Origin of the sequence: Paraburkholderia sp. USG1, from assembly GCF_031570135.1 — a bacterium.
GTDB lineage: Bacteria > Pseudomonadota > Gammaproteobacteria > Burkholderiales > Burkholderiaceae > Paraburkholderia > Paraburkholderia dioscoreae.
Window position 1 is genome coordinate 257,614 of sequence record NZ_JAMWXW010000006.1, and the last position, 22,652, is coordinate 280,265.

The 22,652-nt window shown below is 63.7% G+C and carries 21 protein-coding genes and 1 tRNA gene; 12 read left to right on the forward strand and 10 right to left on the reverse strand.

Going from position 1 to position 22,652, the window contains the following annotated elements; translation table 11 throughout:
- Positions 1–42: 42 nt before the first annotated feature.
- Both recX and recA read right to left on the reverse strand, forming a co-directional pair.
- Positions 43–750 carry a recombination regulator RecX gene (gene recX, locus NE850_RS10755; protein WP_035518492.1) on the reverse strand — a complete coding sequence of 236 codons (708 nt, stop codon included), beginning with the start codon at positions 748–750 and terminating at the stop codon, positions 43–45.
- Between the two features lie 7 nt (positions 751–757).
- The gene (gene recA, locus NE850_RS10760; RefSeq protein WP_007180488.1) at positions 758–1,834 is read right to left on the reverse strand and encodes a recombinase RecA; all 1,077 of its coding nucleotides are present in this window, start codon (positions 1,832–1,834) and stop codon (positions 758–760) included.
- Positions 1,835–2,080: 246 nt separating this feature from the next.
- Here recA and NE850_RS10765 point away from each other — a divergent pair, with 246 nt between their 5' ends.
- The 5 genes from NE850_RS10765 to NE850_RS10785 all read left to right on the forward strand — a co-directional run bounded on the left by NE850_RS10765 (position 2,081) and on the right by NE850_RS10785 (position 6,896).
- Positions 2,081–2,863 (forward strand): response regulator transcription factor, encoded by a 783-nt coding sequence (locus NE850_RS10765; protein WP_007180487.1) that lies wholly within the window; start codon positions 2,081–2,083, stop codon positions 2,861–2,863.
- Between the two features lie 9 nt (positions 2,864–2,872).
- Complete coding sequence (locus tag NE850_RS10770; protein ID WP_310698726.1) at positions 2,873–4,420, forward strand: sensor histidine kinase N-terminal domain-containing protein; 1,548 nt, start codon at positions 2,873–2,875, stop codon at positions 4,418–4,420.
- A gap of 217 nt (positions 4,421–4,637) precedes the next feature.
- A complete protein-coding gene (locus NE850_RS10775) occupies positions 4,638–6,296 on the forward strand; it encodes an MFS transporter (protein ID WP_007180485.1) in 1,659 nt (552 codons plus the stop codon).
- A gap of 86 nt (positions 6,297–6,382) precedes the next feature.
- A tRNA-Met gene (locus NE850_RS10780) sits at positions 6,383–6,459 on the forward strand.
- 86 nt (positions 6,460–6,545) lie between these two features.
- Entirely contained in the window at positions 6,546–6,896 is a 351-nt protein-coding gene (locus NE850_RS10785) for a hypothetical protein (protein WP_007180484.1), read from the forward strand.
- Between the two features lie 100 nt (positions 6,897–6,996).
- Here NE850_RS10785 and NE850_RS10790 read toward each other — a convergent pair whose 3' ends face one another.
- From NE850_RS10790 to NE850_RS10810, 5 genes are all read right to left on the reverse strand, one after another.
- Positions 6,997–9,138: a phosphocholine-specific phospholipase C gene (locus NE850_RS10790; RefSeq protein ID WP_007180483.1), complete on the reverse strand. Its 2,142-nt coding sequence runs from the start codon at positions 9,136–9,138 to the stop codon at positions 6,997–6,999.
- Positions 9,139–9,237: 99 nt separating this feature from the next.
- Positions 9,238–9,585: a hypothetical protein gene (locus tag NE850_RS10795; protein ID WP_007180482.1), complete on the reverse strand. Its 348-nt coding sequence runs from the start codon at positions 9,583–9,585 to the stop codon at positions 9,238–9,240.
- Positions 9,586–9,598: 13 nt separating this feature from the next.
- Positions 9,599–11,689, reverse strand: coding sequence for a LamG-like jellyroll fold domain-containing protein (locus NE850_RS10800; protein WP_310698727.1), 2,091 nt, complete (start codon positions 11,687–11,689; stop codon positions 9,599–9,601).
- A gap of 98 nt (positions 11,690–11,787) precedes the next feature.
- Entirely contained in the window at positions 11,788–12,687 is a 900-nt protein-coding gene (locus NE850_RS10805) for a LysR substrate-binding domain-containing protein (RefSeq protein ID WP_007180480.1), read from the reverse strand.
- Positions 12,688–12,809: 122 nt separating this feature from the next.
- Positions 12,810–13,253: a MarR family winged helix-turn-helix transcriptional regulator gene (locus tag NE850_RS10810; RefSeq protein WP_007180479.1), complete on the reverse strand. Its 444-nt coding sequence runs from the start codon at positions 13,251–13,253 to the stop codon at positions 12,810–12,812.
- Between the two features lie 136 nt (positions 13,254–13,389).
- Between NE850_RS10810 and NE850_RS10815 the strand changes: the two genes are divergently transcribed.
- Complete coding sequence (locus NE850_RS10815) at positions 13,390–14,928, forward strand: DHA2 family efflux MFS transporter permease subunit (protein ID WP_007180478.1); 1,539 nt, start codon at positions 13,390–13,392, stop codon at positions 14,926–14,928.
- Positions 14,929–14,962: 34 nt separating this feature from the next.
- On the opposite strand, the gene NE850_RS10820 is transcribed toward NE850_RS10815, so the two are convergent.
- Complete coding sequence (locus NE850_RS10820; protein ID WP_007180477.1) at positions 14,963–15,640, reverse strand: FadR/GntR family transcriptional regulator; 678 nt, start codon at positions 15,638–15,640, stop codon at positions 14,963–14,965.
- Between the two features lie 235 nt (positions 15,641–15,875).
- Here NE850_RS10820 and dgoD point away from each other — a divergent pair, with 235 nt between their 5' ends.
- From dgoD to NE850_RS10835, 3 genes are all read left to right on the forward strand, one after another.
- On the forward strand, positions 15,876–17,024 hold the full coding sequence (gene dgoD, locus NE850_RS10825) for a galactonate dehydratase (RefSeq protein WP_007180476.1): 1,149 nt from the start codon (positions 15,876–15,878) through the stop codon (positions 17,022–17,024).
- Positions 17,025–17,340: 316 nt separating this feature from the next.
- On the forward strand, positions 17,341–17,643 hold the full coding sequence (locus tag NE850_RS10830; protein WP_035517892.1) for a hypothetical protein: 303 nt from the start codon (positions 17,341–17,343) through the stop codon (positions 17,641–17,643).
- Between the two features lie 13 nt (positions 17,644–17,656).
- The gene (locus NE850_RS10835) at positions 17,657–17,887 is read left to right on the forward strand and encodes a YodC family protein (RefSeq protein WP_007180474.1); all 231 of its coding nucleotides are present in this window, start codon (positions 17,657–17,659) and stop codon (positions 17,885–17,887) included.
- A gap of 197 nt (positions 17,888–18,084) precedes the next feature.
- Here the strand turns inward: NE850_RS10835 and NE850_RS10840 are convergent, their stop codons facing one another.
- Positions 18,085–19,014: a CopD family protein gene (locus NE850_RS10840; protein ID WP_310698728.1), complete on the reverse strand. Its 930-nt coding sequence runs from the start codon at positions 19,012–19,014 to the stop codon at positions 18,085–18,087.
- Positions 19,011–19,388 carry a copper homeostasis periplasmic binding protein CopC gene (gene copC / locus NE850_RS10845; protein WP_035517890.1) on the reverse strand — a complete coding sequence of 126 codons (378 nt, stop codon included), beginning with the start codon at positions 19,386–19,388 and terminating at the stop codon, positions 19,011–19,013. Before copC ends, NE850_RS10840 begins: the two co-directional genes overlap by 4 nt.
- A gap of 368 nt (positions 19,389–19,756) precedes the next feature.
- On the opposite strand from copC, the gene NE850_RS10850 reads away from it, so the two are divergent.
- The 3 genes from NE850_RS10850 to NE850_RS10860 all read left to right on the forward strand — a co-directional run bounded on the left by NE850_RS10850 (position 19,757) and on the right by NE850_RS10860 (position 22,549).
- Complete coding sequence (locus tag NE850_RS10850; protein WP_011489774.1) at positions 19,757–20,488, forward strand: c-type cytochrome; 732 nt, start codon at positions 19,757–19,759, stop codon at positions 20,486–20,488.
- A 21-nt stretch (positions 20,489–20,509) separates the two neighbouring features.
- Positions 20,510–21,808, forward strand: coding sequence for a cytochrome c (locus NE850_RS10855; protein WP_007180470.1), 1,299 nt, complete (start codon positions 20,510–20,512; stop codon positions 21,806–21,808).
- Between the two features lie 120 nt (positions 21,809–21,928).
- Positions 21,929–22,549: a hemolysin III family protein gene (locus tag NE850_RS10860; protein WP_007180469.1), complete on the forward strand. Its 621-nt coding sequence runs from the start codon at positions 21,929–21,931 to the stop codon at positions 22,547–22,549.
- Positions 22,550–22,652: the final 103 nt, after the last annotated feature.

Here is a 22,652-nt window from a genome sequence, read left to right on the forward strand (position 1 = left end):
ACGCTGTCCCAACGGCTTGTACGCGGACAAAAGACGACGCGGCTACTCGCCAGCCCACTCCTCGTCGATCCCCTTCAGGACTTTGCCGATCGTGGCGCCCGAAAATCCGCGCGAGGCCAGAAAACGCGCCTGCTTCGCCCGCTCGGCGGGCGTTTCGGGAAGCCGGCCGAATTTTCTCTGCCAGACGGCCTGGGCACGGGCGAGCTCCGTTTCGCGCAATTGCGCGCTCGCCTCTTCGACGAGGGTCCGGTCGACCGCGTGCTGCTTCAATTCGCCGACAATCCGGCTCACGCCCAGCCGCGACGACCGGCGATGAATCAGGCTTTCCGCGAAACGTGAATCGGATAGCCAGTTTTCGGCTTCGAGCGAATCGAGCAAGGTGTCGAGCGAATCGGTTTCCTCGACGAACGGCTTCAGCTTGCGCGCGAGTTCGGTGCGGCTGTATTCGCGGCGGGATAAATAGCCGAGCGCGCGGCCTTTTAGCGACCGTGCCGGACGTTGGGATTTTTTGGCTTCGTCCTGCTCGGGTTTCGCTTCGCCTGGAACGCGACGCGAGCGGGTGTAGGTGGTTTCCGAAGGATCGGAACCGGAGGACGGGGAGGTTTCAAACTGAGCGCGCTGTGGATTGCGGCCCGCAGCGCGATCGTGTGCGTCGAACGATTCGAACGGATCGAACGACTCGTCGTTTTCATCACGCGGGCCGGCCGCATGGCGTCCGGTATCGGACAACGGCCGGCCCTTGCGTATCACGTGATGGTTACTCTTCTTCGTCCGCGACTTCAGCGCTTGCGACAGTCGCGGCTTCAGCCATAGCATTCACACCCAGCGATTCGCGGATACGGTTTTCGATCTCGCGAGCGATATCCGGATTTTCACGCAGGAATTCGCGCGCGTTGTCCTTGCCCTGACCAATACGTTCGCCGCTGTAGCTGTACCACGCGCCGGCCTTGTCGACGATCTTGGCTTGTACGCCCAAGTCGATGATTTCGCCCTGACGCGAGATGCCTTCGCCGTACAGAATGTCGAAAATCGCTTCCCGGAACGGTGGCGACACCTTGTTCTTGACGACCTTCACACGCGTTTCGTTGCCGATCACTTCGTCGTTCTTCTTGATCGAACCAATGCGGCGAATGTCCAGACGCACCGACGCGTAGAACTTCAGCGCGTTACCGCCCGTGGTGGTTTCCGGATTGCCGAACATCACACCGATCTTCATGCGGATCTGGTTGATGAAGATCACGAGACAGTTCGTGCGCTTGATCGTGCCGGTGAGCTTGCGCAGCGCCTGCGACATGAGACGCGCTTGCAGACCCGGCAGCGAGTCGCCCATTTCGCCTTCGATTTCAGCCTTCGGCACGAGTGCCGCGACCGAGTCGATCACGATCATGTCGATCGAGCCCGAACGCACCAGCGCGTCGGCGATTTCGAGCGCCTGCTCGCCCGTGTCCGGCTGCGAAACCAGCAGATCGTTCACGTTCACGCCGAGCTTGCTCGCGTACTGAATGTCCAGCGCGTGTTCCGCGTCGATAAACGCCGCCGTGCCGCCGATCTTCTGCATTTCGGCGATGACTTGCAGCGTCAGCGTGGTTTTACCGGATGATTCCGGGCCATAGATTTCGACCACACGGCCACGCGGCAAACCGCCGACGCCCAGCGCGATGTCGAGACCGAGCGATCCGGTTGAGACCACCTGAATGTCTTCGATTACCTCACCCGCGCCGAGCCGCATGACCGACCCTTTGCCGAACTGCTTTTCGATCTGCGCGAGTGCGGCAGCGAGTGCCTTGCTCTTTTCAGCAGTCAGTCCAGCCGAGCCTTTCTTGCTTTCTTCCATGAATCGTCCTTTGCTATGATGAACGGCGTCTGAGGCGGATGTGCGACCCCGAGTTTCAACCTACTCGCAAAGGACAGCACAGGAAACCCAGACACTGTATAAAAAAACAGTAGTTTTGGCAAGCGCGATTCTCATGCGAACACGCATTTTTACCGTCGCGCGGCCCAAACCACCCACAATAATTTTCGGAGACCGCTGTGCGCCGGGGGACACCCCACGGTGCCGGCAATGCCAGGCTGGCGCACCATGCGAATTCTTATTGCCGAAGACGACAGCATACTCGCGGACGGTCTGGTTCGATCACTCCGCCAATCGGCCTATGCTGTCGATCACGTGAAGACCGGCGTCGAGGCCGACACCGCGCTGTCGATGCAGACTTTCGACCTGCTGATTCTCGATCTGGGCCTGCCGCGCATGTCGGGGCTCGAGGTGCTGCGCCGCCTGCGCGCCCGCAATTCCAATATGCCGGTGCTGATTCTGACCGCCGCGGACAGCGTCGACGAACGCGTCAAGGGTCTCGACCTCGGCGCCGACGATTACATGGCCAAGCCCTTCGCGCTGAACGAACTCGAAGCACGCGTGCGCGCCCTGACACGGCGCGGCGCGGGCGGCGGCCCGACGGTCGTGCGGCACGGCTCGCTGTCGTTCGACCAGGTCGGGCGGATCGCCTATGTCAACGAACAGGTGATCGATCTGTCCGCGCGCGAGTTGGGCTTGCTCGAAGTGCTGCTGCAACGGATCGGCCGGCTGGTTTCGAAAGAACAGCTCGTCGACCATCTGTGCGAATGGGGCGAGGAAGTCAGCAACAACGCGATCGAGGTCTACGTGCACCGCCTGCGCAAAAAAATCGAACCGAGCGGCGTGCGCATCATCACCGTGCGCGGGCTCGGCTACTGCCTCGAGAAAGCGGCGGCGCCGGCTAGCGCGAACCCGAGCGCCAACGCCCTGCCCACGCCCCCGCCCGTCGAACCCGAACCGCCCCCATCGCCGCCGTCCGGCGCGATGCCGGCGAGCCACCACTACAAATAGAGGACGCCCATGTCCGCACGCGCAGACCGCGCTACGGCGCACGCGGCGGACCTCGACGAGGCGCGCGACGAGCGCTACGCCAACCCGTTCGCCCCGCCCGACGAAACCGAAGCCGCCGCCGAGGCTCGCCCGCGTTCGCTGTTCGGTGAGATTCTCGACTGGATGCTGGCGCCGCTGCTGCTGCTTTGGCCGATGAGCCTTGCCGTCACCTATCTGGTCGCCAAGTCGATCGCGAACGGCCCGTTCGACCGCGCGCTGGAAACCGACGCTTACGTGCTTGCCCGGCAGATTCATCCGGTCAACGGCGTGGCGGAGTTGTCGCTGCCCGATTCCACGCGCGACTTTCTGCGCGCCGACAATGTGGACAGCGTGTTCTACCAGGTGCTCGGCACGCGCGGCGAACTGGTGGGCGGCGAGCGCGACATGCCGCTGCCGCACGAGGAAGACCGGCCGCAGCCGGGTCTCGTCGAATTTCGCGACGATGTGTTGCGCGGCAACGATATCCGCGTCGCCTACACGACCGTCGAGTTTCCGCAGACGCCCGGCGCGCAGTCCGTGCTGGTACAGGTGGCAGAAACGCTCGACAAGCGCAGCCAGCTTGCCAACGACATCATCAAAGGCGTGATCCTGCCGCAGTTCGTGATTCTGCCGCTCGCAATCCTGCTGGTGTGGTTCGGCCTCTCGCGCGGTCTCGCGCCGCTGCACGCGCTGCAAGCGCACATCCGCGCGCGCCGCCCGGACGACCTTTCGCCGCTGGAAGCGCGCCGCGCGCCGCCCGAAATCGAGCCCCTCGTGACCTCGTTCAACGATCTGCTGACGCGCCTCGAACAGAACATGGAGTTGCAAAAGCGCTTTATCGCCGACGCCGCGCATCAGATGAAAACGCCGCTGGCCGGCCTGCGCACCCAAGCCGAACTGGCGTTGCGCCAGGACGCCTCCACCGAAGTGCATCGCTCGCTCGAACAGATCGCCACCAGTTCGGAGCAAGCCGCGCGACTCGTCACGCAGTTGCTGGCGCTGGCGCGCGCGGAAAATCGCATGTCGGGGCAGATCTTCACGCCGGTCGAGGTGACGGAAGTGGCGCGCAGCGCCGTGCGCGACTGGGTTCAGGCCGCACTCGCCAAGCAGATGGATCTGGGCTACGAAGCGCCTGACGAACCCGTCGAAGTCGACGGCAATCCGGTCATGCTGCGCGAAATGCTGTCGAATCTGATCGACAACGCCATCCGCTATACGCCGCCGGGCGGGCGCATCACGGTCAGGGTGAGGCACGACGCGCCAGAGAGGCTCGTGCATCTGGAAGTCGAGGATACCGGGCTCGGTATTCCGGTGGCCGAGCGTTCGCGGGTGATCGAGCGCTTCTACCGGATTCTCGGACGCGAGGGCGACGGCAGCGGCCTGGGGCTTGCGATCGTCCGCGAGATCGCGACCATGCATGGCGGCGAGCTGATGATCGACGACAACGTCTATCAAACCTCGCCGCGGCTGGCCGGCACGCTCGTACGCGTCAGTTTGCACGTGCATGAGCGGGGCGGGACTTACCCTAACGCGTCCTGATCACGCAAACGCGCAATCTCAATATTGAGATAATTAAGCGGTCTGTTAGGCGAATTTAAAGTCAGGTTAGCTGATTTTTAACGAAATCCGCCGATACACGTCAAACCACAATTTCGCCCCGCCACGTCAGTACACCGTAAGTTTCCACTCCAATAATCGGTTTCACGGGAACGCCGTCACCGGCAGACCGCGTGCATATCAATATTGGAGATGACATATGGCTACCGTTGGCGGGCAAATCTCGCACGTGCCGATGACGAACGAAGAGAAGCGGGTAATCTTCGCCTCGTCGCTGGGTACGGTTTTCGAGTGGTACGACTTCTATCTGGCCGGTTCGCTTGCGGCCTTCATCAGCAAGAGCTTCTTTTCCGGCGTCAATCCGACCGCCGGCTTCATCTTCACGCTGCTCAGCTTCGCCGCCGGCTTCGCGGTCCGGCCGTTCGGCGCGATCGTGTTCGGGCGGCTCGGCGATCTGGTCGGACGCAAGTACACGTTCCTCGTGACGATCGTGATCATGGGTCTGTCGACGTTCCTCGTCGGTTTTCTGCCGGGCTACGCGGCGATCGGCATTGCTTCGCCGGTGATCTTCATCGCCATGCGGATGCTGCAGGGCCTCGCGCTCGGCGGCGAATACGGCGGCGCGGCCACCTACGTGGCCGAACATGCGCCGGCGGGACGCCGCGGCTTCTATACGGCCTGGATCCAGACGACCGCCACGCTCGGCCTGTTCCTGTCGCTGCTGGTGATTCTCGGCGTGCGCACGCTAATGGGTGAAGACGCGTTTGGTGCCTGGGGCTGGCGCATTCCGTTTGTCGCGTCGATCATCCTGCTGGGCGTGTCGGTGTGGATTCGTCTGCAACTGCATGAATCGCCGGTGTTCGAGCGCATCAAGGCCGAAGGCAAGACCTCCAAGGCGCCGCTGTCCGAAGCGTTCGGCCAGTGGAAGAACCTGAAAGTCGTGATTCTCGCGCTGATCGGGCTGACCGCCGGCCAGGCCGTGGTCTGGTACACGGGCCAGTTCTACACGCTGTTCTTCCTGACGCAGACGCTGAAGGTGGACGGCAGCAGCGCCAACATCATGATCGCCATCGCGCTCCTGATCGGCACGCCGTTCTTCCTGTTCTTCGGCTCGCTGTCGGATCGTATCGGCCGCAAGCCGATCATCATGGCCGGCCTGCTGATCGCCGCATGCACGTACTTCCCGCTGTTCAAGGCGCTGGCGCACTACACCAACCCGGCGCTGGAAACCGCAACGGCGAAGGCGCCGATCGTCGTGATCGCGAATCCGGACGAGTGCTCGTTCCAGTTCAACCCGGTCGGCACCTCGAAGTTCACGAGTTCCTGCGACATCGCCAAGAGCGCGCTCTCGAAGGCCGGCCTGAACTACGAGAACGTCGCCGCGCCGGCGGGCACGCTCGCGGAGATCAAGGTCGGCGATACGGTGGTCAACACGTATGACGGCAAGGCCGCCGACGCCAAGGATCGGGGCAAGGCGTTCGACACGACCCTCGCGACGACGCTGAAGACCGCGGGTTATCCGCCAAAGGCCGATCCGTCGCAGATCAACTGGCCGATGAGCGTGGTGATCCTGACGATCCTCGTGATCTACGTGACGATGGTCTACGGTCCGATCGCGGCCATGCTGGTGGAAATGTTCCCGACGCGCATTCGCTACACCTCGATGTCGCTGCCGTATCACATCGGCAATGGCTGGTTCGGCGGCTTCCTGCCGGCCACCGCGTTCGCGATCGTGGCGGCGAAGGGCAATATCTACTCCGGGCTGTGGTATCCGATCGTGATCGCGCTCATTACCTTCGTGATTGGCATGCTGTTCGTCAAGGAAACCAAGGACTCGGACATCTACGCGAGGGACTGAAACGCCTGATGCCCACAGCAACCTGAAAAAGTTGCGCGCCGGGGGTTGACAGCCTCCGGCGCCATCCGCATAATCTCGCTTCTTTCGGCGAATTAGCTCAGTTGGTTAGAGCGACGGAATCATAATCCGCAGGTCCGGGGTTCGAGTCCCTGATTCGCCACCAGTTGCAAAAAAAAAGCCGCTGATCCGCAAGGTTCAGCGGCTTTTTTGTTTTGGCTTTCCAAATCGCAACTTCAAGGAGGTTTCTTGATGACGTTCCGCACCGCCATGCTCGCCGTGGCCGCCGTTTCCATCACGTTTCTCGGCGGCACTGCCGCGTCGGCCGCCCAGGCCCAGACACCGTCCGACAGCCAGTGGCGCACGAGCGCGACCACCCTCTCCACGCTGCTGCAGGACGGCTACAAGATCGTCGCGGTCGTCAACGGCGCCCACGGCAACGCCGGCCCGGCCGAAACGATTTTCGTCCAGCGTGATCAGAGCGCCTTCAAATGTATCGACCCGCAGCAGCCTGACGCGAAAACGAAAACGTCCGTCGCGCCGCCGGCATGTTTCGAACTCGTGCCGCCGTCGGGAGCGGCCGGAGTCTCCGGAACGAACTAGCCGCGCTTATCCAGGCATGACGCAAAAAAGGGAGTCAGCGCGAGGCTGACTCCCTGTGAAGTGCCACTTCTTGCGCTCCTCGCGCGGTCCTGCTGCTGCCTTAACTCGTCACGCCCATTGCCGGGTCGCTGACGCTATCCTTGCCGGTTTCGATACGGCCGGCAAAACGCCGCGAAAACCCACCGGCCGCGCTCAGCGTGAAGTCGTACCAGCCACCCACGGCGCCGGTCGACCAGTACGGCTCGACCTGCATCCCCGCCGGCACCGCATACGTCCACGGACCGTCGCTGCGATACGCGTTCGACGTCACCGTGACGTTGGCGACCGCATTGCCCGTATTCATGATCGTCAGATAGACGGCGTTGTTGACCACGTCGTAGCAGACGCGCACTTCCGGATTCGGTCCGGTCGCCACCGTGGCGACATTTCCCTGAAACGAACGATGGAACCCGTTCGGTCCTAGCACCCATAGACTGTAGTTACCATGGTCGTCGGCGAGCGCGCTCCATGAGTCCGACAGTTCCTTGCCGGCTTCGACGGTATAGCGGCGCGGCACGCGGTCGAGATGCAACTGGTCGTACACATGGAAAACCGCGCCCGCCGTGCCCGTGTTGCTGAAGACCAGCCAGATCAGGCCATCCTGCACGTCGGCGTTGGCACTCACATGCAGCAGATACGGCAGCGCGCGCGACGGCCGCGACATCAGCACCTGCTGCGGCATCTGCTGACTGGCCGCCGACGGCACCGGCACCGCGCCGAGCGCGCTCTGCTGCGTGTTCTGCGCGTCCGCCTGGGCCTTGCTCGGGGCCGCTGGCAGCGAAGCCGGCGGCGCGTCGTTCGGATTGCGGAAGTTGAACGCCGACGTGAGGTCGCCGCACACCGCGCGCCGCCACGGGCTGATATTGGTTTCGGTCACACCGAAACGCTGCTCGAGGAAACGCAACACAGAAGTGTGATCGAACACCTGCGAGTTCACCCAACCGCCGGTGCTCCACGGCGATACGACGAACATCGGCACGCGCGGCCCTGGGCCGAAACATTGTCCGTCCGGCACGATCGGCGACGAATCACCCGGCGGGTTGGCTTTCGTGAAATATTCGTACTGCGTGTCCACGGTCGACTTGCCGGCAAACGTGCCGTCCGCATTTTTGCTCGGCGCATCGGGCGGCGGCATGTGATCGAAGAAGCAGTCGTTCTCGTCGTAATTGACGAACAGCACCGTCTTGCTCCACACGTCGGGGTTCGCGGTCAACGTGTCGAGCAGCAGTTGCAGATAGTAGGCGCCCTGCCCCGGCGTCGAGGCGCCCGGGTGTTCACAGTACGCCTGCGGCGACACGATCCAGCTCACTTGCGGCATTTGCCCTGCGGCGATGTCGTCTTTCAACGCCTGCAGGAAACCGCCGTCGGGCATCGTATTACCGATGCCCTTGTACAGCGGCGCCACCGCTTCGAGCGACTGCGTGTACGGCAGCAACGGCGAGCCGGGCAGCGTCTCGTTGACCTTGCGATAGGTCGCGAAGCCGGCGAGCGAATTATCCGTATAGTTGTCCGGCATGTTCTGGTAGACCTTCCAGCTCACGCCCGCTGCCTGCAGGCGCTCGGGATAAGTCGTCCACGTCAGGCCGGTGGCGGAAGCGCCGAGGCCATCCCAGCCGTCGTTGTTGACCACCGGATTGGCGCCCGCGCTCGCGCCGTTGGTGCCGGTCCACAAGAAAATGCGATTGGAGTTGGTGCCGCCATGCAGCGAGCAGTGATAGGCGTCGCAGATCGTGAACGCGTTCGCCAACGCGACATGGAACGGCACGTCGGCCTGGTTGAGATAACCCATCGACACATCGCCCTTGGCCTTCGGCCATTGCGTCATGCGTCCGCTGTCCCAGGCCTGATGCGCGTCGCTCCACGAATGCGGACCACCGGCGAGCAGCGCGTTGCCTTGCGTGCTGTCGAGATGGAACGGCAGCACGGTGCGCGTACCGTCGTTCTGCTGAAACACGGTCGTGCCGCCGAGCTGGGGAATCGCGAAGCGGTCGCTAAAGCCGCGCACGCCCGGTAGCGTGCCGAAATAATGGTCGAACGATCGGTTCTCCTGCATGAAGATGACGACATGCTGCACGTCGTTGATGGTGCCGGTCGTGTTGTTCGCGGGAATCGCCAGCGCGCGGCGAATCGCGGGTGGGAACAGGCCGAGCGCGGCAGCGCCCGCGGCGCTGCGCAGGAAGGTACGGCGGTCCAGTGAGGTCATGTTTGGTGTGTTGGGATCGTCAGAATCTGTGCGCTTGCGTGGCCGCCGTATGGGACGGCCGGAAGGTCGACATAACAGGCGCACGCGGCAGGGGTCGCGTCAGGGCGCGCAGACAAGCTGCGTGTTCTGCAACGGTTGCACGGCACTCGCCCCCGACGCGGCGCACGCGCCGGAAGCGGGTGCCGCGACGATCGCCACCGCTGCGCTCGCGCCGCCCGCGCCGGCCGGCGCGCTGTTGGCTGCCGGGGCAGCGCCGTTCGCGGCGCTGGTGCCGTTGCCGCCGCTTGAGCCGCTTGAGCCGCCATCGCAGCCGGCCAGCGTGACGCACACCGCGCACAAGGCCGCCGCTGCAAGCAGCCCGCGCTTCGCCGCCTCGCCGCAGCGCGCGAGAGCCTCACCTATCTCATGCGCCTCGCGCACCTTCGAACAGGAAGTGGTCGGGTTCATTGCGGAACTCCGTTTAGTGGATCAGGGTGGAGAGCGGTTGCCCGGAACCGTAGACCGACTGCAACTCGGCTTCAGTGACGATACGGGTCCAAAGCGCGAGATCGCTGAATGCCTGTACGTCCGGCGGCGTGGCCGCGCACTCGCCAACGGTGTACGGTGGGCTGTCGTTACAGGCATTCATGTAGTAGCGGCCCGTGCCGTCCTCGTTGAGCCCGAACACGCCGAGACCCGGCAGCTTGGCGATGTTCACGCTCAACGTCTGGCCCAGCACCTTCTGCTCGCCTAGCACCGGGTCGAAGATGTACGCGTTGATCGTCTTCGCGGCGGTGTCGATGCTCAGCGCGAGATACGTCCATTTGTTCGCACTGACGTTCAGGCTGTTGATGTCGTTGCGCGTACTGCCGTCGCCGACATTGAAGCGGATGTTGCAGCTCGTGCCCGAGCCGGGGAACAGACCGATCGCGATGCCCGCATTGCCGCCCGAGTAGTAGTTCTTGTTCGAGAACACCGGCGTGCCATTGCCCGTGAGATTTGCGCACGACGTATAGAACCAGAAGCCGATCGTGAACTGCGCATGCGTCGTCACGTCGTCGATCTGCGCGAGCTTGTAGCCGTCGAAACCATTGCTGTCGACCGTGTGCGTGTCGATCTGCAGGCCCTTGCCGCCGAACGGGTCGGCGACGAGTGTGCCGGCGTCGGCGTCCGCGGCCCACGGACCCATCGTGCTGGCATTCAGACGGTCCGCCGGCGGCAGTGCGCCGAACGGGTAGTAGCTGCTCAACCCCGTGGTCAGCGTGGTGGCCAACGGCGGCGGCGGGGGCGGCGGAGGCGGAGGTTGCACGTACACGACCTGGGTGATGGTCGAGAGCGGCGCGCTGCCGGCCACCACGGTGTAGTTGAACGGGTACACGCCGGTGGTCGTCAGACCGAGCTGGTTGTCGGTGTAGGTTGCCGTGCCGGCAGGCAGGCTCGCAATCACGCTACCGTTGCGCAGCACGCTGATCGCGCCGCTGGCCGGCGCCGTCCACTTCAGCACGAGGCTGGCGTTGTCGCTGCCGGTCGTGCCGAGCAGTTGCGAGACCGGCGTGGCGCCGAGCAGTTGGCCGCCGTCGAGCGCATAGGACGCAGCGTCCGGCAGTGCGCCCTGATAGGCGAGCAGCGTCGGCGTGACGTCTGCGATGCTGGCGCGCGTGTAAAGCGCGGCCATCGTCGCCGGCGCGGCGGTGTTGCCGAGGCGCGCGTTCGGCGTCTGGTTCAGCGCGATAAAGCTGGTCGACTCCGGCGGCAGCGGCAATCCGTCGGTGCCGCCGGCCGCGTTCAGCCCGTGACCGGCGGTCACCATGACGAGCCAGCTCTCGTTGCTGCGTTTGGCGGTTTCGCCGATCAACGTGCCGACCGCGGCATCCAGTTGCACCAGCGTGTTCGCATAGTTCGTCGATGCGAGGCCGGTGTTGAGCGCGGCGTCCTGCGCCGAATGGTATTGCGCGACCACGAACGAATAGCCGTTGCCGATCATGCCGGCGCCGGTCTGTGTCACACAGGTATCGACCGATGCGCAGTTCACCAGCGTGTTCAGGTAGCCGGCATTCTGATCCGGGCTCAACAGGGCCGCGAGGCTTTCCGAATCGACGACCGCGCCCGTCGAACCGGCGCCCGCGCTCTTGAGCCTCTGGAACACGGTACTGCTGTGCAGAGCCTGATTGGGCGCGTCGGAATTGATCTGGTGACGGTCCGCCCATGTGCCGGTGAGCACCGAGGCCCAGCCTGGCGTGTCGAGGTTCGGCTGCTGCGACAGCGTGCCGTTGACGCCGCCGCTATAGGCGGGCGCCACGGTCAGTTTGGCGAGGTTCGGCAGCTTGCCACCGGCGATGCCCGCACTCAGCGCGCTATACGTCACGCCGTCCAGTTCGATCAGCAGCATTTTTCTGGCGGGCGGCGCCGTGCCTGCCGCCGGTGTGCTGGCGGGCGTGCCGCCCGCACCGTTGTTGACGTTACCGCTGCCCGACTGCGAAGCGCCGCCGCAGCCGCTCAGCGCTGCCGTTGCGCCGAGAGCGCCGAGCAACGCCAGGCCGCATGCGAATTGCGCGACGGTGTGCCGTGTCATGTTGGTCCTCTCTTCGATGCCGATGTGCGCCGGACCATCCGGCGAGTCGGTGCAACGATAGGGACCGCGGACGACGCGGGTATGTCGTTCTGCGCAAGCTAGCCGATAACCGCATCAGCTTTTTTTGTGGGCTGCCGGGTACAGGCGTCGACGTTGGCCATGAACGAGGTAATCAGACGCGAACCGGCTCGCGCTTGCAGGTAGTACAGATACTCCTGCAGGATCGGCGCATCGGCTTCGAGAGGAACTTGTCGCAGATCGGGATGCGCAGGCGCCTCGCCGAGTGGCATCAGCGTGCAGCCCATGTTGTGGCGGATCGCTTCGTAGATTGCTTCACGGCTGCCGATCTCGATCAGCACGGCCGGCTGCACGCCGATTCGCTTGAGCGCCATCTCCGTCGCCTCGCGAGTGCGCGACCCGGGTTCGCGCAACAACAGCGTATGCGCGGCGATATCGGCGAGCCTGACCGTTTTCTGCGCGGCGAGCGGATGCCTGCAATGCGCGACGACGACAAGCGGGTCGTCGGCAATCGTGCGGCGTGCGAAACGCGGGTCGTCAACGCGCTGCGACGACACAGCCAGATCGACGCGGAAGTCGAGCAGCGCATCGAGAATCTGCTGCGAATTGCCGATCTCGACGCAAATCTTGACGGCGGGATAGAGGCGATGAAACGCCGCGATGGCCGGCAGAATGTAATAAGGCCCGGTCGCGCCGACCCGCAGATTGCCGGCCGCCAGCTCACGCTCGTTGCGCAGCGTGAAGTCGATGTCGCTCTCGATCTGCTGCATCCGGTCGATCAGCGGCATTAACGCGGCGCCCGCGTCGGTCAGATCGAAGCGGCTGCCGCGCCGGTGGAACAGCTCGACGCCGTACTGCTTTTCGAGTTGCTGGATACGCGCCGTGATTGTCGGTTGACTGACTTCGAGACGCTTCGCGGCGGCGGTCACGCTGCCCTGTCGGACAGTTTCATAAAAAGCGACCAGTAGCGGAGCGAGCATGGAAGAGTCGAAAGAAAACTTTCAATCTATTGCCGCGACGTGGCAATTTCGTTACGAACGGCTTTTATTTCCGTAAGCTGGTCCACCGGCCGGTGCGCTCCGCCGCGCGCGATATTCATACATCAGCGATCCACCAGCCGGCTCAGATTGCCCCGCACCCGCTGCAACAGCGCAATCAACTGCTTCGCCTCTTCGTCGGTGAAGCCGTTCAACGCTTCGAGCGCGACCTCGTCACCCACCTTGCGGGCCTTGCCGAGCGTGCGCTCGGCCTTAGGCGTCATGTGCACCTGGCGTTCGCGGCGGTCCTGCGGATTGGCGGTCCGCTCGATCCAGCCGCCCTCTTCCATCCGGTCGAGCAGACGGCCCGCCGAAATCGGCGCGACTTCGAGCAGATCCGCGAGCCGCGCCTGATTGGTGTCGCCATAATGCGCGAGATAGGCCAGCACGCGGCACTGCGCGCGCGTCAAATCGACTGAAGACTTCGCGAGATCGTCGAAACGCTTACCGGTCAGCCGGCCGACGTCGGAAATCAGGAAGCCGAAGCGCTCATCGAGTTGGGTTTTCATGCGCGAATTATACGAAAGGCCTTCGTTCTTCAGCGCTGAAACTGGCGAATTCAGGCTCCGCATAATTCCCGATGGCGCGCACGCACGCAACCGATATACTAAGCATGCTTACTATATCGACGACCTCCGCTCATTCATGTCTTCCGACACCCCGGCGGCCAACACCGCCGCGCCGCTCAACCGGCCGATGATCACCATCTCGATCATGCTGGCGACGTTGATCCAGACGCTCGACAGCACGATCGCCAACGTGGCGCTGCCGCATATGCAGGGCACGCTGTCCGCGTCGCAGGACGAGATCACGTGGGTGCTGACCTCGTATATCGTCGCCGCCGCGATCGCCACGCCGCTCACCGGCTGGCTCTCGGACCGGCTGAGCGTCAAGCGCCTGCTGATCGTCGCGATCGGCGGCTTCACGGCGTCGTCGGCGCTGTGCGGGTTGTCTGAGACGCTTACGCAGATCGTCGCGTCGCGTTTGCTGCAAGGCGTTTTCGGCGCGTCGCTGGTGCCGCTGTCGCAGTCCATCCTGCTCGACATCAACCCACGCGAAAAGCAGGGCCAGGCTATGGCGGTGTGGGGCATGGGCGTGATGGTCGGACCGATTCTCGGCCCGACGCTCGGCGGCTGGCTCACTGACAGCTACAACTGGCGTTGGGTGTTTTTTATCAACGTGCCGATCGGCGCGTTCGCGCTGTTCGGCGTGGCGACCTTTCTGCCCTCGCGCGAACCGAAGCACGACGTGAAGTTCGACGCGTTCGGCTTCGCCACGCTCGGTCTCGCCATCGGCGCATTGCAGGCCATGCTCGATCGCGGCGAGCAACTCGACTGGTTCGGCTCGAACGAGATCGTCATCGAGGCACTGACCGCCGCGATCAGCTTCGCGTTCTTTCTCGTGCACACGGCAACGGTCGGCAAGAAGTCGTTCTTCAAATACGAACTGTTGAAAGACCCGAACTTCGCCACCGGCACGTTCTTCATCTTCGTGATCGGCGCGGTGATGTATGCGACGCGCGCATTGCTGCCGCCCATGCTGCAAAACCTGATGAACTATCCAGTCGCGACCACCGGCCTCGTCACGGCGCCGAGCGGCGCGGGCACGATGGTCGCCATGCTGTTCGCGGGGCGCCTGCTGAAACGGATCGACGCGCGGATCCTGCTGCTCACCGGCTTCCTGATCTCGGCGTTCGCGCTGTGGCAGATGATGCATTACACGATCGTGCTGTCGGCGTCGGACATCGTCTGGCCTGGGGTGGTTCAGGGCTTCGGGCTCGGTCTGGTGTTCGTGCCGCTTAGCGCGCTGACCTTCTCGACGCTCACGCCCGAACTGCGCGCGGACGGCACCGCGACGTACAGCCTGATGCGCAATATCGGCAGCAGTATCGGCATTTCGATCGTGCAAACGCTGATGACGCGCAACACGCAGGTCTCGCACGCGGACCTCGCGGCGAATATCACGGCCTTCAATCCCGCGGTCCAGCCCATGCTCAATACCGGCTCGAACTACGACATGGCCGCGCTGAATGCGTCGATCACCCAGCAGGCGTCGATGATCGCCTATCTGAACGACTTCAAGCTGATGTTCATGGCGACGCTGCTGGTCATTCCGCTGCTTCTGCTGATCCGCCCCACGCACAAGGCGCCGGACGCGTCGGTGGCGCACGCCGCGATGGATTGAAGCGCGGCGGCGTAGTCAGCCGCGAGGCTGACGCCTAAGCCTCGATGCGCGCGCGTGTCACACCTAAAAGTCCCGCCATCGCTGCGCGCGCCGCAGAGGCGTCGCGATCGCGAATGGCTTCGAATACCGCCGTATGCTCGGCCAGCGACGCATTGAACACGTCCGCGCGTTTCGCGTTCAGGCGCAGTTGCGCTTCGAGCGTCCGCTCGATCAGCGTGCCGAGTGGAATCAGCAATTCATTGCTGCACGCAATCAGCACGCTCAAATGAAACCGCAGATCGGCGCGCACCCATTCGTCGACATTGCGCGCCGCGATCATGGCCGCATGAGCTGCGTCGAGTGCGCGGAAAGTGTCGTCCGTGTGCGAGGCCGCCGCCAGACCCGCGGCGTACGGCTCGATCATCTCGCGCATTTCCTGCAGCTTGAGTGCGAACGCCATCGGCTCGGCGACCCGCGAGTACCAGTCAAGCACATCGACATCGAGCAGATTCCACGCACGCTTCGGCCGCACCCGCGTGCCCACGCGCGGACGCGATTCGATCAATCCTTTCGACGTGAGCGTGCGCAACGCTTCGCGCAACACCGTGCGGCTCACGCCGAAGGTCTCCATCAACTCCGCTTCGCGCGGCAGGATCGACTCGGGCGCATAGTCGCCGCGCAGAATCGCGGTCGCCAGCAGATGGGCGACACGCCCATGCAGATCATGCTGAATAGCTTTCTCCTAGCTGCCTTGCGGCGCTATTGATATCGGAACCGAGCCCGGCACGGGCGCGATTATCCGGCACCTCGACCGTGACACCCACTGCTTCGACAAAGCCATGTCGAGGAGATGACGTCGCCACTATGTGGCCAATAGTACTATTAATAGTACTTAAAAGCGCTTTTGTTGTAGCATGTGAATCCTCGAAATATTTCGCAGGCGCCCAAGCCGCAAGGAGACGCACACCATGAAAATCACCAGGCTCGAAACTTTCATCGTCCCGCCGCGCTGGTGCTTCCTGAAGATCGAAACCGACGAAGGCATTGTCGGCTGGGGCGAGCCGGTGGTCGAAGGCCGCGCGCATACGGTGGCGGCCGCGGTGGAAGAACTGTCCGATTATCTGATCGGCAAAGATCCGCTTCTGATCGAAGACCATTGGCAGGTGATGTACCGCGCGGGCTTCTATCGCGGCGGCCCGATTACGATGAGCGCGATCGCCGGCGTCGACCAGGCGCTGTGGGACATCAAGGGCAAGCATCATGGCGTGCCGGTTCATGCGCTGCTCGGCGGCCAGGTGCGCGACAGGATCAAGGTGTATTCGTGGATCGGCGGCGACCGTCCGAGCGACGTGGCCAACAACGCGCGCGCCGTGGTCGAACGCGGCTTCAAGGCCGTGAAGATGAACGGCTCGGAAGAACTGCAGATCATCGACACCTTCGACAAGGTGCAAGGCGTCATCAACAACGTAGCGGCGGTGCGCGAGGCGGTCGGACCGAACATCGGCATCGGCGTGGACTTCCACGGCCGCGTGCATAAGCCGATGGCCAAGGTGCTGGCGAAAGAACTCGACCCGTACAAGCTGCTCTTCATCGAAGAGCCGGTGCTGTCGGAAAACGCCGAAGCGCTGCGCGACATTGTCAACCAGACCAATACGCCGATCGCGCTGGGCGAGCGGCTGTATTCGCGGTGGGACTTCAAGCATATTCTGTCGGGCGGCTACGTCGACATCATCCAGCCGGACGCGTCGCACGCGGGCGGCATTACCGAATGCCGCAAGATCGCGTCGATGGCCGAAGCCTACGACGTCGCACTCGCGCTGCATTGCCCGCTCGGCCCGATCGCTCTGGCGACCTGCCTGCAGATCGACGCAGTGAGCTACAACGCATTCATCCAGGAACAGAGTCTCGGCATCCACTACAACCAGGGCAACGATCTGCTCGACTACATCAGGAACCCGGAGGTCTTCAAGTACGAAGACGGCTTCGTGTCGATTCCGCAGGGCCCGGGGCTCGGCGTCGAGGTCAACGAGGAGAAAGTGCGGGAGATGGCGAAGGTCGGCCACCGCTGGCGCAATCCGGTGTGGCGCCATGAAGACGGCAGCGTCGCCGAATGGTAATCAGGTGAAAGAACGCCGCCCGTGGGCGGCGTTTCCGATTGGCGCGGACGTTCGTGTTTTGACGTCGGCGTTTTCAAGCGTTCTCGTGAGACGCGCCGAGCGCGTTACGGTGACGTGACGCGCCTGGCGTCGCAGTTACGTAACATCCCGGACCGAAGGGCCCGAAACAGGCGCTTCCCAGCCCTTCCCCGCCCTGCAAACCTCCCCATAAAGCCTTATCCATCAAGGCTCTCGCACCGTTTGTTCGGCATCGGACATACGCATGGCCCACTCCTTGCTCAAATGCATTCAAACGACAAATGCATCGGGGTACATCATGGGCGAATTCCTTCCTGACTATCTGTTGCGCGAACAGGCCGCCGTCGGCGCGCTGGTGGTGTTCGGCGTGCTGCGCATCATCGGCGCGGCGCTGGCATTCGAGCGCGGCTGGCGCATCTCGACCGTCGAGAAATGCTTCATCGGCGCCGCGGTGGTCTACTGCCTGCCGCAACTGTTTGATCTGCTGACACATACGTACGGGATGCGCGCCGCCGGCGCCGAACTCGAAGGCAAAGCCGCGGGCTGCGCCATCGCGCTCTTTTGCGCGCCGATCCTCGGACATCGGCTCGGCTTCGAATAAGCGGAGGGCCATCATGCGGCTGCCCAGGCGTCTCACGAAGCGCACGAAACCCGCGTATCGCTCGGGCGACGTCCTGAAGCTCAAGTCAGGCGGCCGCCCGATGACCGTGACCTGGAGCGGGCCCGTGCTGTTCGCGCCGGGCAACTGGCTGATCTGCCAGTGGTTCAGCGACGCCGGCGAGTTGCAGCAGGAGATGTTTCCGGAGGAGACACTGGAGCGGGCAAGCCACATGGTCGCCGCCTGAAGAGCAGTAACGGATTGCCGGCGACCGCGAGGCGATTCCGTGGATTGCGCCGCACGTGTTTGCCGTGCGGCGCTTTTTGCGGCTTGCAGGACGCGTGCGAGTCTTCGCAGCACCGAGCCACGGCGGACGCGCCTGCGGCCCAGGCGGCATGGCGGCCTTCATGCCACGTGAGCCGCCCACCCTCTCGCGCCACGGCCTCAACCGAGCGCAGCAAACGCCGGCACGCTATGCGACAGCGCGGCCGCCACGACGAATGCGCCGATCATTGCCAGCGCTTCCAGATACAACACGTTGACGAACGTATGGGCGTCCATTGTCGAAGCCGTCCGGCGCAGGCGCGGCAGCGCCGAAAAGCGGTTGAGTCCGCCGAGCACGAGCGCGAGTGCGACAAGCGCGAGCTTGAGCATCAGCACATGGCCCCACGTGCTCAGCTCGATCGCCTCGAACGAGCCGCCCGAACCCCGCACCGCGTTGAAGATGCCGGAGAGCAGCACCAGCGCAACGGCCACCACCGAAACGTTCGACACCTGAGTCGCCGTGCGGATCAACATGCCGCGCGCGGTCGAAGTACCGAGCGCCGGCAGAACCGCAAGCCCCGCCGCCATCGCCAGCCCGCCCCACACGCTGGTGACGAGCACGTGCAGCGTTTGCATGGCGATTGCGGCCGAGGCGGGCCCGGCATCGGCCGCATGCCCTAGTGACGCCTTGCCCGCGGCGACCGCGATCACGGCCAGCCACAGCAGCGCATTGCGCAGCATGCCGGTATGACTGGCCATCGCCGTGCCGAGCAGCATCAGCGCGCCGGCAAACGCGAGGCTCCAGCCATAGCCGACATGGGTTTGCGTGAGCACGGTCGGCACCACGCCGATCGCGGCCGGCAATGCGACACCGCCCATCGACGCCGCCTGATACAACAGCCAGCCGAGATCCGCGAGCACCAGCACGACCGTGGCCGTCAACATCGAGCGTTGCGCGCGCAACCACGCGGGACGCGCGGGTGAGATCTTCTGCTGGGCGTCCTTCGCGAGCCACGCGCCGAGCAACGCGGAACCAACGGCAAACGCAAACGCGACATTCATGAGCGCGGCCATTGCGACCTGCCCGATCGAGAGTCCGTCGATGCTCATTTGACGATGAACGCAAAGTCGCCTTGGGTACGGTGGCCGTCCGTGGCTACCGCCGTCCAGTGCACCGCATAGCGCCCGGCGCCCAACTGCGGCAGCGGCAGATGCATGGCCCTGGCGTCGCTCGCGTCGACCTGCGACGCAGCCGGCGCGGCCGCGTTACCGCTCGCGTCGGCAAGCGCGATCTTGCTGAAAGCCGGTTCGAGCGGCTCAGTGAAATGGATCGTCACTTCGGTAGGCGCGACGACTTCGGCGTTTGCCGCGGGCTGGCTCGAGATCAGATGTGCATGGGCGAACGCCGTGGACGTCACGACTAGCGCCGCGGCGCCGAGCATCGACGCTCGCAGCGCCGGACGGGAAAATTTCGGTAGCTTCATGTGAGGCCGATAGGGGATGATCAGGAAAACAGTGGACGTTGGACCCGGGGCATTCCCGGCCGGGTGGAGGCCGGCGGGCCTGGAAGTGTACGCTTCGATGGCTGGTACGGGCATCGGTTCCACCTGCTTTGTGGATAGATCGTCTGCATTCGGCGCTTGCCCCTTGATTGCGCAGGCAAATTCAGATGATCGACAGGTAGCCCGAAGCAGCGCTGCGCGTCAAACTGTCGCATAGCTGTGACAGCCGGAACCTTCTCTAATGAGGCAAATAGTCACCATCACCCTTCGATGATAGAATGCTGCGTCGCCGCAGCGCCGGCTGCCCTTCACACCGAGCCGCTCGAAGTTCGGTCAGGTCCCCGATTTTGATGGAGTTACGCGTGTCTTCAAGACGCATTTTCCGCCCGTTGCTTGCCCTTCTGCTGATCGGCTCCGCGGGTGTCTATAGCGCTGCGAAAGCGCAGACTCAACCGAAGGCCCCCGACACGATGGAAGCGCGCGTGCAAGGCTGCACGGCCTGCCACGGCACTCACGGCCAAGGTACCGACAACGACTACTTTCCGCGCCTCGCGGGCAAGCCGGCCGACTATCTGTACAACCAGTTGCAGAACTTCCGCGAAGGGCGCCGCAAGTACCCGCCCATGAACTACCTCGTCACGTATCTCTCAGACGACTACCTTCATCAGATCGCCACGTACTTCTCGCAGCAGCGTCCGCCGTATCCGCCGCCGGCCAAGCCGACGGTGTCGGCGAGCACGCTCGCGCGCGGCCAGCAGATCGTGCTGAACGGCGACGCCTCGAAGCAGATTCCGGCTTGCGCGGCTTGCCACGGCAAGGGTTTGACCGGCATGGAACCGGCTATTCCGGGTCTGGTCGGTCTGCACTCCGACTACATCAGCGCGCAGCTCGGCGCATGGCGCTCGGGCTCGCGTCACGCCATTGCGCCTGATTGCATGCACACCATCGCCACGCGCCTGACTGATGAAGACGTGAACGCCGTTGCTGCATGGCTTTCCACGCAACAGGCTCCACAAAACCCCGTGCCGGCTCCGGCCCGCTCGATGAAGACTCCGCTTGCCTGCGGCAGCGAACCGCAATAAGGCACCGGGAGAGACACTCAAATGAAACGCAAGTCTTTGTTCGCCCTCTCGGCAGTCGTCGTCGTTGCGGCTGCCGCACTCGTTCCCGTCCTGTGGTCGGGCGGCGACAACCTGCATAACGGCACGGCCATGGCGGCAACGCCCGCCGACCAGGCCGCGCTGATCAAGAAAGGCGAGTACCTCGCCCGCGCCGGCGACTGTATCGCCTGTCACACGGTGCGCGGCGGCAAGCAGTTCGCCGGCGGCCTGCCCATGGCTACGCCGTTCGGCACCATGTTCACGCCGAACATCACGCCTGACGACCAGTACGGTATCGGCAAGTGGACGCAGGACGACTTCTACCGCGCCATGCACACCGGCCGTTCGAAAGACGGCAGCCTGCTGTATCCGGGCTTCCCGTTCACCAGCTACACGAAGGTCACGCGCGCCGACTCGGACGCGATCTACGCGTATCTGCGTTCGGTCACGCCGGTCAACGTGCCGAGCCGTCCGCACGAACTGAAATTCCCGTTCAACCAGCGCAACATGCTGATCGGCTGGCGTACGCTGTTCTTCCGTGAAGGCGAGTACAAGCCGGATCCGACCAAGTCGGTCGAGTGGAACCGTGGCGCTTACCTGATCGAAGGCCTCGGCCATTGCGGCATGTGCCACACGTCGATCAACGCGATGGGCGGCCCGGTCAGCTCGGCCGCGTTTGCCGGCGGCCTGATCCCGCTGCAGAACTGGTACGCGCCGTCGCTCACGTCGAACAAGGAAGCCGGCCTGGGCGACTGGGAAACCAAAGACATCGCCGATCTGCTGAAGACCGGTGTGTCGAACCGCGGCGCCGTGTTCGGTCCGATGGCTGAAGTGGTTCACAACAGCCTGCAATACATGTCGGACGAGGACATCAACGCGATGGCCACGTACCTGAAGACGATTCCGCAGAAGAGCGAAGCACCGGAACCGTTGCAGCTCGAAACGTCGGAAAAGTTCGGCGGCGAACTGTTGAAGCAAGGTCAGAAGATCTACGCTGACAACTGCGCGAAGTGCCACGCGGAAAACGGCCTCGGCATGCCGCCGGCCTTCCCGCCGCTCGCGAACAACCAGTCGATCCAGATGCCGTCGGCGGTCAACCCGATCCGTATGGTGCTGAACGGCGGTTACCCGCCGAGCACGGACGCCAACCCGCATCCGTACGGCATGCCGCCGTTCGCGCAAGCGCTGTCGAATCAGGAAGTGGCAGCCGTTGTGACGTACATCCGTATGTCGTGGGGCAACCACGGTACGGCCGTGTCGCCGCAGCAAGTGTCCGATTTGCGTTCGGCGCCGCTCGACTAAGCAGCGTTCGTTGCACCCGGGGCGCGGCCTGCGGAATTCGCGGCCGCGCCCTTCGTTTTTTCAGGACCGGTATCATATGGATATATATGTCCTTATGAAACCGCGCAGGAGGAAAGAGTCGTGCATGTCGGTGAGCGTTTCAACAGCATTACCCACCTCGTCGGCGCCGTGCTGTCGGTGGCGGGTCTTGCAACGCTCGTCACGATGGGCGCGCTCGACGGCGACGCGTACAAGGTAGTCAGCTTCAGCGTGTACGGCGCGATGCTGTTCGTGCTGTATGCTATCTCCACGCTTTACCACAGCGTGCGCAGTCCGCGCGTGAAAGCGGTCCTGCAGAAATGCGACCATTCGGCGATCTACCTGCTGATCGCCGGCAGCTACACTCCGTTCACGCTCGTCACATTGCGCGGACCGTGGGGCTGGTCGCTATTCGGCGTAAGCTGGGGGCTCGCCGCTCTCGGCATCGTGCAGGAATTGACGCTGGGGCGACGCACCCGCAGCGTTTCGATGGTGCTGTATGTGTTGATGGGATGGCTCGCGCTCGTTGCCGTCCGCCCGCTGGTGCAAGCCTTACCGGCAGCGGGTACCGCCTGGCTCGTGGCCGGCGGAGTCATCTACAGCGCCGGCATCTACTTCTTCATCAACGACGAGCGCATCCGGCACGGACATGGTATCTGGCACCTGTTCGTACTGGCGGGCAGTCTGTGTCAATTCGTCAGTGTTGCGCGCTACGTCGCGTGACATCCCACGGCGGCGAAATGCAACTTAAGGCCAGTCAACGTGTCTGCATAGCGCGTTGAAGCATTCGGCACGCGTTTCCCGCGTGCCGCCGATTTCTCTGCGA